The organism is Amycolatopsis roodepoortensis (genome assembly GCF_024628825.1).
Taxonomy (GTDB): domain Bacteria; phylum Actinomycetota; class Actinomycetes; order Mycobacteriales; family Pseudonocardiaceae; genus Amycolatopsis; species Amycolatopsis roodepoortensis.
Genome location: NZ_CP102415.1, coordinates 8531131 through 8543719 on the forward strand (window position 1 = coordinate 8531131; position 12589 = coordinate 8543719).

Annotated in this window: 11 protein-coding genes; 3 read left to right on the top strand and 8 right to left on the bottom strand. The window is 70.2% G+C overall.

Annotated features, from left to right (window positions below; translation table 11 throughout):
- Window positions 1-3: 3 nt before the first annotated feature.
- Complete coding sequence (locus NQK81_RS41050; protein ID WP_126734120.1) at window positions 4-906, bottom strand: GNAT family N-acetyltransferase; 903 nt, start codon at window positions 904-906, stop codon at window positions 4-6.
- Window positions 903-1754, bottom strand: coding sequence for a class I SAM-dependent methyltransferase (locus NQK81_RS41055; protein ID WP_126734119.1), 852 nt, complete (start codon window positions 1752-1754; stop codon window positions 903-905). Before NQK81_RS41055 ends, NQK81_RS41050 begins: the two co-directional genes overlap by 4 nt.
- 302 nt (window positions 1755-2056) lie before the next feature.
- Between NQK81_RS41055 and rpsA the strand changes: the two genes are divergently transcribed.
- The gene (gene rpsA / locus NQK81_RS41060) at window positions 2057-3559 is read left to right on the top strand and encodes a 30S ribosomal protein S1 (RefSeq protein ID WP_126734118.1); all 1503 of its coding nucleotides are present in this window, start codon (window positions 2057-2059) and stop codon (window positions 3557-3559) included.
- 316 nt (window positions 3560-3875) lie between these two features.
- On the opposite strand, the gene NQK81_RS41065 is transcribed toward rpsA, so the two are convergent.
- The gene (locus tag NQK81_RS41065; RefSeq protein WP_125682264.1) at window positions 3876-4109 is read right to left on the bottom strand and encodes a hypothetical protein; all 234 of its coding nucleotides are present in this window, start codon (window positions 4107-4109) and stop codon (window positions 3876-3878) included.
- 197 nt (window positions 4110-4306) lie between these two features.
- Here NQK81_RS41065 and coaE point away from each other — a divergent pair, with 197 nt between their 5' ends.
- The gene (gene coaE / locus NQK81_RS41070; protein WP_257485795.1) at window positions 4307-5491 is read left to right on the top strand and encodes a dephospho-CoA kinase; all 1185 of its coding nucleotides are present in this window, start codon (window positions 4307-4309) and stop codon (window positions 5489-5491) included.
- 3 nt (window positions 5492-5494) lie between these two features.
- Here the strand turns inward: coaE and NQK81_RS41075 are convergent, their stop codons facing one another.
- The 5 genes from NQK81_RS41075 to NQK81_RS41095 all read right to left on the bottom strand — a co-directional run bounded on the left by NQK81_RS41075 (window position 5495) and on the right by NQK81_RS41095 (window position 11170).
- A complete protein-coding gene (locus tag NQK81_RS41075; protein ID WP_257485796.1) occupies window positions 5495-6121 on the bottom strand; it encodes a response regulator in 627 nt (208 codons plus the stop codon).
- A complete protein-coding gene (locus tag NQK81_RS41080) occupies window positions 6118-7377 on the bottom strand; it encodes a sensor histidine kinase (RefSeq protein WP_257485797.1) in 1260 nt (419 codons plus the stop codon). Before NQK81_RS41080 ends, NQK81_RS41075 begins: the two co-directional genes overlap by 4 nt.
- Window positions 7374-8894, bottom strand: a complete 1521-nt coding sequence (locus tag NQK81_RS41085) for an ArnT family glycosyltransferase (protein ID WP_257485798.1) — start codon at window positions 8892-8894, stop codon at window positions 7374-7376. Before NQK81_RS41085 ends, NQK81_RS41080 begins: the two co-directional genes overlap by 4 nt.
- Window positions 8895-8983: 89 nt before the next feature.
- Window positions 8984-10510, bottom strand: a complete 1527-nt coding sequence (locus NQK81_RS41090; protein ID WP_257485799.1) for an ArnT family glycosyltransferase — start codon at window positions 10508-10510, stop codon at window positions 8984-8986.
- Window positions 10511-10654: 144 nt separating this feature from the next.
- A complete protein-coding gene (locus NQK81_RS41095; RefSeq protein ID WP_257485800.1) occupies window positions 10655-11170 on the bottom strand; it encodes a ribonuclease FAU-1 family protein in 516 nt (171 codons plus the stop codon).
- Window positions 11171-11312: 142 nt separating this feature from the next.
- On the opposite strand from NQK81_RS41095, the gene NQK81_RS41100 reads away from it, so the two are divergent.
- On the top strand, window positions 11313-12578 hold the full coding sequence (locus NQK81_RS41100) for a DUF5685 family protein (protein WP_257485801.1): 1266 nt from the start codon (window positions 11313-11315) through the stop codon (window positions 12576-12578).
- The last annotated feature ends 11 nt before the right edge of the window (window positions 12579-12589 follow it).

Below are 12589 nucleotides of genomic sequence, written 5' to 3' on the forward strand. Positions count from 1 at the left end.
CCGCTACCGCAGGGCCGCGGCGGGACTGGCGGCCCACGTCGTCCACAGTGGACGATAACCCTGCCGGTGCCAGAACACCGGGGAGAGCGGATTGGCCGGATTGTACGAGACGAAGGTACCGCGCAGCGACGGCGAGAACAGTTCGTCGTGCGCGACGGCGGTCAGCGCGCGCCCGATCCCGCGGCCCCGCGCGGCCGCGGTCACCGCGAGCGTGCCGACATAGCCCCACTCGCCGGGCGGCAGCCGCCCGGCGAGCGCGTCACCGGGGATCGGGGAGCGCTTTCCCGTGGTCACGATCCCCACCGTGACGCCCTCCTCTTCGGCGATCCACACGCGGCCGCCGAACTGCAGGCCCCGCCGGACCTCTTCCGCGAGCAGGGCCTCGGCCCCCGGCCGGACGACACCGTGGCCGACCAGCGAGGTGTAGCGGAGTTCTTCCAAGCGCAGGCCGACGATCTCTTCGAGGTCGCCGTGTGTCGACGCGCGGATCGTCACGCCGGGTACGCAGTACTCCTCACCCGCCGCGGGCGCGCGGACGGCCAGTGCCAGTTGCGGCGCGAGCCCGTGGTCGAGCAGTGCGCGTGACACCGTGACGTCGCGGCTGGGCCAGGTGACCGTGCACGACGAATCGGGTTCGGCGTCGGCGAGCGCGATCCGCTCGCGCCAGGCGGAGAGCAGCGCGCTCATCCCCGCGCCGGCGTCGGCCGGAAGGATCGCGGAGAGGATCTGCAGATGAGCCGGGCTCCAGAGCCGTTGCCAGGAACCCGCCGCGAACCGCACGTGCGTGATCGTCCCGAAGGCGCCGGCCGCCTCGACGGTTTCGCCCGCCGGGAGCGGGGGCGGCGGCGGGAGCATCGGGTCGAGTGCGGCGAACCGCGCCCGCTGCCGCTCCGCCGCCGGGGTCATCCCCGCTGGGTGCAGAAGATCGCCGTACCGGGGAAGAGCTTGCCGCGCAACGGGCTCCACTGGCCCCACGTGCGGGAGTGGCCCTCGGGCCAGGCGGGCTCGATGAGATCGGTCAGCGCGAACCCGGCGTCGGCGAGCGCGCGGACGTAGTCACCGAGGGTGCGGTGGTACTCGACGTAGGTCGCGACGCCCTCTTCGTCGACCTCGACGTACGGCGTGCGGTCGAAATACGGCTGGGTGACGGTGAGCCCCTGCGGGCCGGGGTCGTCGGGGAAGATCCAGCGCATCGGATGGGTCACCGAGAACACCCAGCGGGCCCCCGGCCTGAGCACGCGGTGCACTTCGGCGAACACGACGTCCACCGACGCGACGAACGGCACCGCGCCGAAGGCCGAGCACGCCGCGTCGAAACTCGCGTCGGCGAACGGGAGCGACTCCGCCGTCGCCTGCACGAGCGGGACGGGGGTGCCGGTCCGTTCGTTGCCCTCCCTCGCGTGGCGCAGCATGCCCGCCGACAGATCGGTCGCCACCGCGTCGGCGCCCTGCGCGGCGAGCCAGCGCGAGCAGGCCGCCTGCCCGCAGCCGACCTCGAGGATCCGCTTGCCGCCGACTTCACCCAGAAGCGCGACATCGGCCTCTCGGACGCCCTCCGGGCACCAGACGAAGTCCGCGTCGCCGAGGAAGCCGCCGTGGGTCGCCTGGTAGTCGTCGGCGTCGGCGTCCCACCACGCCAGGTTGGCGGCGGTCGCCTCCGGCGCCGAGACCGCCCGATAGGCGACCCCCGCGGTGCCGAGCCGCTCCTCGGCCTCGGCGTGCCGTTCGGGCTCGGTGACGGACTGCTGGCTCAAACCGATATCCTTTCCCCAGGTCAGGGCTTCGCGGGACAGTTTATCCGCCCGCCGTGATCGTGCGGGCGACCCTGATTGTGCCGTGTACAGGGGGCCGCGTAGGATATCTGTTAGCGCAGTGGGTTCGCGCTACTCTTTCCCCCGGTTCGCTCAGCGTCCGGGTCAGGGGGTCGCGTACCGGATGCGGTGATGCTCGCGGTCGTTCCCTGTGGACGTTTGCTTATGCGGTCGCCTCATGTCGGAAGCCCATGGTGCCCTAACTGCAAACCCACTACTTCCCATCCACCGGAGCAACCCGCCTAATGACGACCGACACCGCCACCGCCCCGACCGCCCCCGCCGGGCCCCAGCAAGTCGCTATCAACGACATCGGGTCGGAGGAAGACTTCCTCGCTGCGATCGACAAGACGATCAAGTACTTCAACGATGGCGACATCGTCGAAGGAACCATCGTCAAGGTCGATCGTGACGAGGTCCTGCTCGACATCGGCTACAAGACCGAGGGTGTCATCCCCTCGCGCGAGCTCTCCATCAAGCACGATGTCGACCCGGCTGAGGTTGTCACCGTCGGCGATGAGGTCGAAGCCCTGGTCCTCCAGAAGGAGGACAAGGAAGGCCGTCTGATCCTGTCCAAGAAGCGCGCGCAGTACGAGCGCGCCTGGGGCACGATCGAGGAGCTCAAGGAGAAGGACGAGCCCGTCAAGGGCACCGTCATCGAGGTCGTCAAGGGCGGCCTCATCCTGGACATCGGCCTCCGCGGCTTCCTGCCCGCGTCGCTGGTCGAGATGCGCCGCGTGCGCGACCTGCAGCCGTACGTCGGCCGCGAGCTCGAGGCGAAGATCATCGAGCTGGACAAGAACCGCAACAACGTGGTCCTGTCCCGCCGCGCCTACCTGGAGCAGACCCAGTCCGAGGTGCGCAGCGAGTTCCTCAACGCGCTCGCCAAGGGTCAGGTCCGCAAGGGCGTCGTGTCGTCCATCGTCAACTTCGGTGCCTTCGTGGACCTGGGTGGCGTCGACGGCCTGGTGCACGTCTCCGAGCTGTCCTGGAAGCACATCGACCACCCGTCCGAGGTCGTCGAGGTCGGCCAGGAGGTCACGGTCGAGGTTCTGGACGTCGACATGGACCGCGAGCGCGTCTCGCTGTCGCTGAAGGCGACCCAGGAAGACCCGTGGCGTCAGTTCGCCCGCACCCACGCGATCGGCCAGATCGTGCCGGGCAAGGTCACCAAGCTCGTCCCGTTCGGTGCGTTCGTGCGCGTCGAGGAGGGCATCGAGGGCCTGGTGCACATCTCCGAGCTGGCCGAGCGCCACGTGGAGATCCCGGAGCAGGTCGTCCAGGTCAACGGCGACGTGATGGTCAAGGTCATCGACATCGACCTCGAGCGTCGTCGCATCTCGCTGTCGCTGAAGCAGGCGAACGAGGGCGTCACGCCGGAGACCGAGTTCGACCCGACCCAGTACGGCATGGCCGCCGAGTACGACGCCGAGGGCAACTACATCTACCCCGAAGGCTTCGACCCGGACACCCAGGAGTGGCAGGAAGGCTTCGACAAGCAGCGTGAGGAGTGGGAGCGTCAGTACGCCGAGGCTCACACCCGCTACGAGGCTCACATGAAGCAGGTCCAGAAGGCAGCCGAGGCCGACGCCGAAGCCGCCGCGGACGCCGCGACCGGTGTCACCTCGAGCGACTCGGGCGAGCAGAGCTACACCTCCGCTCCGGCCGAGGCCAAGAGCGGTGGCACGCTCGCCAGCGACGAGCAGCTCGCGGCTCTCCGCGAGAAGCTGTCGGGCGGCGCTGCCTGATCCAGGCGCTCAGCCACTAGCTGACAGACAGCGGCCCCGGTCCACTTCGGACCGGGGCCGCTTTCTTGTCCGCGTTTAGTCCTCTGGATGCGTTCCTTGCACGCGCAACTACCGCATTTAGAGGACTGAATGCGGTGAAGGGAAGGCGTGGCGGTGCCGCATCGCTCACGTCGCCGTGTCCCGCTGCCCTCGCCCTCTCCGGGCCGACTTCGGCGTCGCGAAAGCCACTTTCGAGACATCTGGTGTCCCGAAAGTGGCTTTCGCGACGCTGGCTCCCGCCACATTCAGCGGACTAAATGCGGTGGAGGAGGCGGGGTCAGGAGGTTGCGGTCCGGACCGACGGGACCGACGGCACCCAGATGCGTTCGAGCGCCGCGGCGCGGGCCTTGCGGCGGAGTCCGGCGAAGCTGTGCTTGGCGGGAACGAGGAGCGCGCTCAGCCACGTGCGCCGGTATTCGGCGAGGGCGTCGGCCACGGGACGATGGAGGACACAGTGCACCAGGCCCGGCGTTCCGAGCCGGTGCCTTCCGACGTGCTTACCGTCTGCCATCTTTCCTCCGTGTGGGCTACCTTCGCCGCGCACGGTACGCAATCAAGCCTCCGAAGACCGGTAACCGCCCGGCGTGTCACCCATAAAGGTTGAGTCTCGCGTCACGATGAACTTGCCTTTTGCATCCGTCTGTGCCGGAAGTGCGCGTCCCGTGACCCTGCGCGGTCGGCCCGGTTCGCGGCACTAGGCTGATCGCCATGCTGCGTGTGGGCCTGACCGGCGGGATCGGCGCCGGAAAATCGACGGTGGCGAACCGGCTTTCCGAGCACGGCGCCGTCCTCATCGACTCCGACAAGATCGCCAGGGAGGTCGTCGAGCCGGGGACACCGGGGCTCTCCGAACTCGTCGAGGCGTTCGGGGAGGACATCCTCGCCGCCGGGGGCGCGCTGGACCGGGCCGCGCTCGCCGCCAAGGCGTTCGCCGGCGAAGAGTCCCGCAAGCGGCTGAACTCGATCGTCCATCCGAGGGTCGGCGCCAGGACGGCCGAACTGATGGCGGCCGCCCCGCCGGACGCGATCATCGTCCACGACATCCCGCTGCTGGTCGAAGGCGGGCTCGCGCCGATGTACCACCTCGTCGTCATGGTCGACGCGCCAGAGGAGGTCCGGGTCCGTCGCCTGGTCGAGGCGCGGGGGATGGCCGAGGACGACGCGCGCGCCAGGATCAAGGCGCAGGCCACGACCGATCAGCGCCGGGCGGTGGCCGACGTCTGGCTCGACAACAGCGGGGCGCCCGACATCGTGCTCGCCGAGGTCGACGCGCTGTGGGCGGACAGGCTGACCCCGTTCGAGGCGAACGTCCGGCTCCGCAAGCCGCGCGCGCCGATGTCGCCGAAGATCGCGCCGTACGACGAGACCTGGCCCGTGCAGGCCGAGCGGGCGCTCGCCCGCGTTCGCGTGGTGGTGGGTGACGCCGCCGTGCGGGTCGATCACATCGGTTCGACGTCCGTGCCGGGCCTGCCGGCCAAGGACATCCTCGACCTCCAGCTGACCGTGTCCACTTTGGACAAGGCCGACGAGCTGGCCGACGCGCTCTCCGACGCGGGGTTCCCGCGGGCGGAGGGGGAGTGGTACGACGACGCGCACGGTGAAGAGGGCACCTGGCCCAAGCGGTTCCACTTCGGCGGCGACCCCCGCCGTCCGGTCAACCTGCACGTCCGCTCCCAGGAGACGCCTGCCTGGCGGCTCGCGCTGCTGTTCCCGGAATGGCTGCGGCGGAACCCGGACGAGCGCGACGCCTACGCGGCGGTCAAGAACGCCATGGCCGCGAAGCACGCCGGCGATGGAACGGTCGAGCAGTACACCGACGAGAAACAGGTCTGGGTCGACGCGGCCTTCACCCGGGCCGACGCGTGGGCGGACTCGACCGGCTGGACCCCTTAGGCCTCAGCCGCCGAGCAGTCCCCGCGCGAAAGCGGCCGCGACGGCGGCCGCGCGATCCTTCACCCCGAGCTTGGCGTACGCGTGCACGAGGTGCGTCTTCACCGTGGCCTCGCTGATGAACAGCAGTTTCGCGGCCTCCTTGTTGGTCGATCCGCGCGAGATCAGGGTGAGGACCTCCAGCTCCCGCTTGCTCAGTGGCTCCGGCGTGGGTGCGCGCATCCTGCCGAGGATCACGTCGGCGACGGCGGGGGAGAGCACCGCCTCGCCCCGCGCCGTCGCCCGGACCGCGCGGAAGAGCTCTTCCCGAGGAGCGTCCTTGAGCAGGTAGCCGGTCGCGCCCGCTTCGATCGCCGGGATGACGTCGGTGTCGGTGTCGTAGGTCGTGAGTACGAGGATCCGTGCGGGGTTACGGAGCTTCGCCAGCGTCGCGATCGCGGCCACCCCGCCGGAACCCGGCATCCGCAGATCCATCAGCACGACGTCGGGGCGGAGTTTCTCCGTCAGCGCGACGGCCTCGTCGCCGGACGACGCCTCTCCGAGCACCTCGAATCCTTGATCCGCGGTGAAGATGCCGCGCAGCCCGTCGCGGACGATGGGATGGTCGTCGGCGATCAGCAGCGTGATCGTCATACCCTGGCCTCCAGCGCGATCGCGGGCAGATCGGCCGACACGGCCGTCCCGGCGCCCGGCTCGGATTCGAGGTGCAGTGTTCCCGCCAGCCTGGCGACGCGGGCCTTCATCCCGGGAATGCCGAAACCACCATCGCCTGCCGTGTCCGGTTCGAAGCCCTTCCCGTCGTCCCGGACGTCGACGGTCACCTGATCGCCCATGTAGGACAACGTGAGCCCCACGATCGTGGCGGCGGCGTGCTTCTCGACGTTGGCCAGCGCTTCCTGCGTGATCCGCAGCAACGTCGCTTCGATCTCGGGATGCAGCGCCCGCGTGGTCCCGGTGGTAGTGAATCGGACCTCCACACCGGTCCGGTCGCTCCATCGCCGGGAGACCTCGCCGAGCGCGTCCGGCAGGGTCGCGGCGGCCAGTGGCTGCGGGCCGAGCGCCCGCACCGAACGCCTGGCGGCGGTCAGGTTCTCTCGTGCCAGGGCCATCGCGGATCCGACGTGCCGCTGCCATTCCGCGGGATCGCCCTTCGCCTCGGCGGCCGCCTCCAGCTGGGTGATGATCCCGGTGAAGCCCTGGGCGAGCGTGTCGTGGATTTCCTGGCTCAACCGCTGACGCTCGTCGAGGACGCCGGTTTCGTGCGCCTGGCTCAGCAGTTGCCGTTGCAGCACCGCGTTCTCCTCCTGGGCGGCGGCCAGTTCGTCGAGCACGCGTTTGCGCTCCGCGTGCTGCCGTGCCATCGCCGCCGAGACGAGCCCGCCGCCGCCGACCGCGGCCGTCTGCACCAGCGTGACCACGGCCCACAACGCGGGCTGATCGGCGAACGCCCGCAGCGGGCCGCCGTTGGGGATCGTGTTGATCAGCGCGGAGACCACGAAGATCCCGGCCAGCGCCAGCGGGGCGGGCCGCAGGCGCATCGCGTCGAAGAACCCGGTGATCATGAAGATGAGGAAGATCGTGTCGTGCGCTTCGAGCACCGCCGCGATCGTGACCAGTCCGGCGAAGGACACGGCGACCACGGCCGGATGATCTTCCCAGCGTTCCGGTATCAGCGTGAAGCCGAGCAGGAGCCAGCCTGCCGCGATTCCGGCCAGCCCCAGGGTGGGCAGCGGGTCGTGGCCGGAAAGCACGAGACTGAGCACCGTGCTGAGCGCCAGCAGCGCGTACGGCAGATACCTCTCGATCCGGCCGCCCCAAGGGCGCCACAGTGACCCGCCGTCGTCAGCAGACGGCCACAGCGAGTCCTGCCACCGGATCCAGCTGGTCATACCCGGAATTCTCGCAGGCCCGGCCATGCCGTGGCCCACGTTTCGGTATGGCCGGTGACCAGCCAGATCGGCATCCCCCGGCTTACGTTGCGGACGCCGGCGGCGTTGTCCACGCGGGAGACGATCCGGGCGTCGGTGAACGAACGCAGCAGCCGCGCCGGATCCGGCCCGACGAACAGGACGCTGTCCGCGGTCTCGGGTGGATGCCCGAAGTACCAGAAGCCCCGGCTGGGGCTGTACACGGCGGGAAGCCCGTAGTCGGCGCCGTACCGGTCCAGCGCTCCGGCCTGCCAGTACCCGGCCGTGACGAGGGTGGTGCGCGCGCGTTGTTCCGGCGGGAGGCGGTGATAGGCGTCCGCGACGGAACGCGCGAGGTCGGGCCAGCCGATCTCCTCCAGCGCGTACGCCGGGCGCGGGACGTCCCGGCCTTCCGCGAGCCAGGCGGACGGCCACACCGGCAGCGCGTACGGGAGCGTGTACAGCGCGGAAAGCAGGAACACCGGCCAGGTCGGGATCCACCGGAACCACCGGGACGGCCTCAACTGTCCGAAGTGGACGGCGGCGCCCGCCCACAGGACGCCGAACATGCCCGCCGCGTAGTAGTACCGGCCGTTCGACAGGATGAACAGCGCGATCACCCCGACCGCGGTCCAGCCGAGGAACCGGTACTCGCGCAGCCTGGCCGAGAACAGCAGGACCCAGAGTCCATAAAGGACTCCGACCACACCGATGCCGAGCCCGGCGCCGGTCAGCAGGGCGGGCAGGAACCCGGCGCGGCCGCTCCAGCCGCCGGTGGTCTCGTGCGCGATGACGTCGCCCATCTCCAGTTGCGGCCAGCCGTTCGCGGCCTGCCACCACAGCGTCGGCACCATCGAGAGGGCGGCGATCCCCGCGCCGAGCCAGAGTTTGGTCCTGCGCAAGAGATCCCGGGGTCCGAAGGCCAGGATCGCGACCCCGGCGGCGACCCAGAACGTCGCGATCAGGAGCTTGACGTTCAGCGCGACGGCGGTCGCGATGCCCAGCCACAGCAGCAGGTTGTCATCGCGGGTCCGCATCCACCGCACGAGCAGCCACGCGATGAGCGTCCACAGCGCCGGGTCGATCGTCGAGGTGGCCAGGTAGTGCCCGCTGCCGAGGAACTGCCCGCAGATCGCGTACGCGGCGGCGGCGCGGGTCTGCGCCCGGCGGTCCCCGCCCATCTCGTAGGCGACGAGCCCGGTGAACACGACACCGGCGGCCGTCGCGAGGACGGCGGGCAGGCGGAAGACGAAGACGTTTCCCGGCGCGAGCGTGTCCATGGCCAGCGCCAGGGCCGGGAGCACCGGCGGCTGATCCGCGTAACCCCAGGCCAGCCGCTTGCCCGCGGAGAGGAAGTACAGTTCGTCGCCGAAGTAGCCGTACCGCCACGCCGTCGCCATCAGGACCGCCGCGGCCGCGGCGGCGAGGAGCCCCACCGGGAGCCGGGCGAACGCCGCACTGGTCACGGTCGGTGTTTCGGCCGCGGGGGCGGCTTCCATCCATTCCTCGCAGATCCGTCGGGTGCCGGTCCTCTCGCACCTTACGTGCCACCGGCGTGGCGCGTCGGGCGTGAGAGGACCGGTGAGGCTCAGAAGCCCCAGTCCGTGAGTTTCGGCCACACCGTGTCCCAGCTCCCGTTCCGGCCGGTGGCCAGCCAGATCTTCATGCCCTGACTCACGTTCGCGATCCCGGCGCGGTTGTCGAGGGCACCGACCTCACGCACCTGCGTGAAGTACGGCACAAGCCCCGAAGGGTCGTTCCCGACGAACAGGATGTCCCGTGCCGATTCCGGCGGCCTCGGCAGCGTCACGTAGCCGCGGTTGGGGCTCGACGGCGACGGAAGCCCGAGCTCCGGTCCATAGTGGTCGATGGCGCTGGCCTGCCAGTACTTCGCCGTGACGACACCGGTCCGGGACGGATCGGGAGCGGCCCGGTGCGCTTGTGCCACCGACTCCGTGATCTCCCGCCAGCCGACCTCCTCGACGGCGAAGATCGGCCTCGCCCACACCGGAGCGCTCGCCAGCTGCGCACGCGGGAGAATCGGCAGTGCCTGGGGGATCGCGATCATCGCGGCCAGGAGGTACACCGGCCAGGTGGCGATCCAGCGCCAGTACTTCGACGCCTGGCCCGCTTCGATCTCCACCGCCGCCGCGGCGAACAGCGGGGCGAACATCCCGGCCGCGTAGTAATAGCGCCCGTTCGCCAGGAGGAACAGGGCGAGGACGCCGAGCGCGGTCCAGCCGAGGAACCGGTACGGCCGCAGGCGTTCGGACCGCAGCAGGCGCCACAGTCCATAGCAGACCAGGATCGCCCCCACCGGTATGCCGGCGCTCAGCACCAGCGTCGGGACGAAGGTGATCCGCCCACCCCAGCCCGCCGAGACCTCCTGGGAAATCGCGGCGCCCATGGTCAGTTGCGGCCAGCCGTTCGCCGCCTGCCAGACGAGGGTGGGCGCGATCATCGCGACGGCGATCAGCGCGCCGAGCCACAGCGCCGGGCGGCGGACGAGGTCACGAGGCCCGAACACCATGGCCGCGGCCAGCACGACGACCCAGAAGCCCCCGACGAGGAACTTCGTGTTCAGGGCGAAGCCGGTCACCACGCCGGCCAAGACCAGGAGCTTGTCCGCACGGGTCCGCATCCAGCGGACGAGCAGCCAGATCAGCAGCGCCCACAGGAACGGGTCGATCGTGCTGGTGGCCAGGTAGTGCCCGCCGCCGAGCATCTGGATGGACACCGCGAACGTCGCCGCCGCGATCGTCTGCGCTTTGCGGCCGCCGCCCAGTTCCCTGGCGATGAGCGCCGTCAGCACGACGCCCGCCATCATCGCGAGCATCGCCGGGATCCGCAGGACGAACGGTGAATCGGCACCGAACGCGTCCATCAGGCGGGCCAGTAGCGGCAGCAACGGCGGCTGGTCGGCATACCCCCAGTCCAGATGCCGTCCGGCCGCCAGGAAGTACAACTCGTCGCCGAAGTAGCCGTAGCGATCGGCCGTCGCCGCGAGGACCGCCCCCATCGCGCCGGCGATCACCAGCACCGGTGTCCTGGCGAACGACGCGACCTCCCCGCGTTCTCGTCCATCGGACCGTTCCCGGAGTCCCTCGGCCTCCATGACCACGGGTATCCGCCCCCTCTCGATCGGTTACGCCCTTGATCGAGAGTCCCGCGCCGCCGCCTCTCCGGGGATCCATCGGCCGGTCAGGATCGGCTCACCCAAGGGATGAGCCAGGATCAACCGATCGATGGATGCGGGGGATCAGTGCCGTCGCCAGCCGAGGGTGATGTCCTTTGTGGACAGCCAGCCGCGCAGGTCGTGGCCGTGCGTTGCCAGTCCGTCGACGGTCGTGTGGCTGATGCCGAGCGCGCGTTCGCCGTCGGCGGGGGAGAGCAGCCCGGCGGTGACCGCGGCGAGGAGTTCGTCGGCGTCGATCACCTCGACGGATTTCTTGTCCCGCAGGACGAGGTCGAGATAGAGGTCGGTGGCCACCCAGACGCCGTCCTCGCGGCGGATGTCGACGACGTCGAGGTAGAAGTCCTGGTCGCGTTCGTGGCCTGGCGTGAACCAGAAATCGGTGATCCGCAGGCCGAGATCCGGCAGCAGCCAGGATTCGATGTAGTGGAACTGCGCCCGCCCCGGCGTCGGCCGCGCCATGTAGAGGCCGAAGGGTTCTTCGCGGTATTCCTCGACGTCCCTCACGATGCCCTTGGGGTCCGTGTTGGTCTTCGCGGCCGGGTCGAAGTACTCGACCTTGGGCGGATGCAGCGCGGTCATCCGCCCATCTTGGAAGGCGGCGCCGCCCGCGACCACCGCCCAACCGGGTGGACGATCACGGTTTGCCGGTTTCGGAGGAGCAGCGGCGCCCGGCCGGATAAGGTGCGCTGGTTCCGCCAGTGGGGTGAGTGGGAGTCGACGTATGTTCGGGATCATCAGGCCGTGCCGCCACCGGCTTTCCGCGGGTCTGCACGCGGAGTGGCTCGCCCATCTCTGCGGTCTTTGCCTGGCGTTGCGGGACGAACACGGACATCTCGCCCGAATGGTGACGAACTATGACGGGCTGATCATCTCGGCACTCGTCGAAGCGCAGTCGCCGCGTGCGGAAGGCCGCCGCGACGCCGGCCCTTGCCCCCTTCGGGCGATGAAGGGGACGTCGGTCGCGAAGGGTGGCGGTGCCCAGCTCGCGGCGGCGGTCTCCCTCGTGCTGGCGTCGGCCAAGATCAGTGACCACGTCGAGGACCGCGACGGAGCCTTCGCGCGGCGTTCCGTCGCACTGGCCGCGAGGCGGGTCGCGACGCGCTGGGCGGACCAGGGAAGCCGCACGGGGATCCGGGTCGGCTTCGACACGGCCGTCCTGACCGAGGCCGTCGACCGGCAGGCCGAGATCGAAACCGCCGTCCGCCTCGGTGATTCGGCCGTCCTCGCCACCGAACCCGCCGAACTGGCGACGGCGGCGGCGTTCGCGCACACCGCCGTCCTGGCGGGCCGCCCGGAGAACGCGGCGCCGCTGGCCGAGGCCGGACGCCTGTTCGGCCGGGCCGCGCATCTGCTCGACGCCGTCGAGGACCTCGCGGAGGACGAGGCCGCCGGCGCGTGGAACCCGCTGACGGCCACCGGGACCGGGCTCGCCGAGGCGCGGCGGTTGTGCGACGACGCGGTGCTCGGCGTCGAACTCGCCCTCCGCGAGGTGGCGTTCGATCAGCCAAAACTGGTGCATGCGCTGCTGGTCCACGAACTGCGACAGGCGGTGCGGCGCGCCTTCGGGCACGGTCACGGCCCGCAGCAGCCGCCGCCGGGCTGGATCGGGCCCGGGCCTCAGCCGCAACAACATCCTCACCAGCCTCATCCGCCCCACCAGTACCCGCAGGGCGGCTACCAGCCTCCGCCTCCGCCGGCAGGCGCTCCCGGTGGCGGAGGCCCGCCGCAGGAGCCGCCGAAGAAGAAGGGCAGGCACCGCGGCGAGGGCGGACCGGTCGATGGTCAGGGCGGTGGCTGCTGGGTCCCGAAGTTCCGTGTCCCGCCGAAGCCGAGGAACTTCTTCTTCGGCTGCGCCGTGGCGACCTACATGTGCTGTTCGTGCCAGTTCTGCTGCCGCGATCCCTTCCCCGGCCCGTGGAGCGGCAAGCCCAACAGCAGCTGTGACTGCGACTGTGACTGCTGTTCCTGCTGTGACTGTTCCTGCTGATCCGACCAGGC

What these genes read in the sequence shown, in the direction of transcription:
- rpsA (WP_126734118.1), top strand. Translation starts at nt 2,057, where the DNA reads ATGACGACCGACACCGCCACCGCCCCGACCGCCCCCGCCGGGCCCCAG.
- NQK81_RS41100 (WP_257485801.1), top strand. Translation starts at nt 11,313, where the DNA reads ATGTTCGGGATCATCAGGCCGTGCCGCCACCGGCTTTCCGCGGGTCTG.
- NQK81_RS41085 (WP_257485798.1), bottom strand. Translation starts at nt 8,894, where the DNA reads ATGGAAGCCGCCCCCGCGGCCGAAACACCGACCGTGACCAGTGCGGCG.
- NQK81_RS41065 (WP_125682264.1), bottom strand. Translation starts at nt 4,109, where the DNA reads ATGGCAGACGGTAAGCACGTCGGAAGGCACCGGCTCGGAACGCCGGGC.
- NQK81_RS41090 (WP_257485799.1), bottom strand. Translation starts at nt 10,510, where the DNA reads ATGGAGGCCGAGGGACTCCGGGAACGGTCCGATGGACGAGAACGCGGG.
- NQK81_RS41080 (WP_257485797.1), bottom strand. Translation starts at nt 7,377, where the DNA reads ATGACCAGCTGGATCCGGTGGCAGGACTCGCTGTGGCCGTCTGCTGAC.
- NQK81_RS41075 (WP_257485796.1), bottom strand. Translation starts at nt 6,121, where the DNA reads ATGACGATCACGCTGCTGATCGCCGACGACCATCCCATCGTCCGCGAC.
- coaE (WP_257485795.1), top strand. Translation starts at nt 4,307, where the DNA reads ATGCTGCGTGTGGGCCTGACCGGCGGGATCGGCGCCGGAAAATCGACG.
- NQK81_RS41050 (WP_126734120.1), bottom strand. Translation starts at nt 906, where the DNA reads ATGACCCCGGCGGCGGAGCGGCAGCGGGCGCGGTTCGCCGCACTCGAC.
- NQK81_RS41095 (WP_257485800.1), bottom strand. Translation starts at nt 11,170, where the DNA reads ATGACCGCGCTGCATCCGCCCAAGGTCGAGTACTTCGACCCGGCCGCG.